This window comes from Vibrio sp. 1641 (assembly GCF_033339995.1).
Lineage (GTDB): Bacteria > Pseudomonadota > Gammaproteobacteria > Enterobacterales > Vibrionaceae > Vibrio > Vibrio alginolyticus.
The window spans coordinates 1-762 of the sequence record NZ_JAWOVP010000133.1; the positions used below are offsets into that span (position 1 = coordinate 1).

At 46.6% G+C, this 762-nt stretch carries 2 protein-coding genes; both read right to left on the minus strand.

What is annotated here, in order from left to right; genetic code table 11:
* Positions 1-477: PmbA/TldA family metallopeptidase (locus tag R7Z47_RS24625; protein WP_318130734.1), on the minus strand; the 477-nt coding region annotated here is incomplete at its 3' end.
* Positions 477-762, minus strand: a 286-nt coding sequence (locus R7Z47_RS24630; protein ID WP_318130735.1) for a metallopeptidase TldD-related protein, incomplete at its 5' end; no start/stop codon positions are given. The genes R7Z47_RS24630 and R7Z47_RS24625, both read right to left, overlap by 1 nt.

Consider the following 762-nt stretch of genomic DNA (forward strand, 5'->3'; position numbering starts at 1 on the left):
GATGATGAGCTGAGTTTCGCCGTCACTATAACCATTGTATGGTGAGCTTGAAGCGTGAGGCAAAGCCACAACACCTTGCTCAAGCGCAAGTGACAGTTCAATTTTCTCATCGACCGATGTGGTATCGTCTTGCGCAATTTCTGCAATATCAGTGGTGATTTTGCTGTTTACGCAGCTGATGGTTTGATGTTCATCTTGCTTAGAAAAACGAGCACTTTGCAGCGCGTTTATGAGCATCAAATCTAAACTTGGTTGCTCTAGTGATTCAGAATAACTGGTCGCGACACGAGCATCTTTAATGACTCGAACACCCAGCACTTGGCTTGAGCTGACTTTGTACTCATCCAGCTTGCCTTGGTTTGCTTTCAGCGAAAAGCTGTTGCTACGGTTCACAATCACGTCCGCTTCCGCACCTTGGCGTTTGGCTTCTGACAGGACGTAATCAACCGCGTTAAGAAGTTGTTGTTCTTGGCTCATTAGTTACCGCCTCCTACCAGAATATTGTCCACTTTAAGGGTTGGTTGGCCGACTGTTGTAGGTACTGAGCCACTCACTGAACCACACATACCTGGAGCAAGTGCCATGTCCTTACCGACCATACTGATTTCTTTCAATACTTTAGGACCAGTGCTGATCAGTGTCGCCGCTTTCAAAGGCTTGGTAATTTTGCCATTTTCAATCAAATACGCTTCACGAACAGCGAAGTTAAATTCGCCCGTCCCAGGTTGAACGGAGCCACCACCCATCTTCTTGGCGTAAATA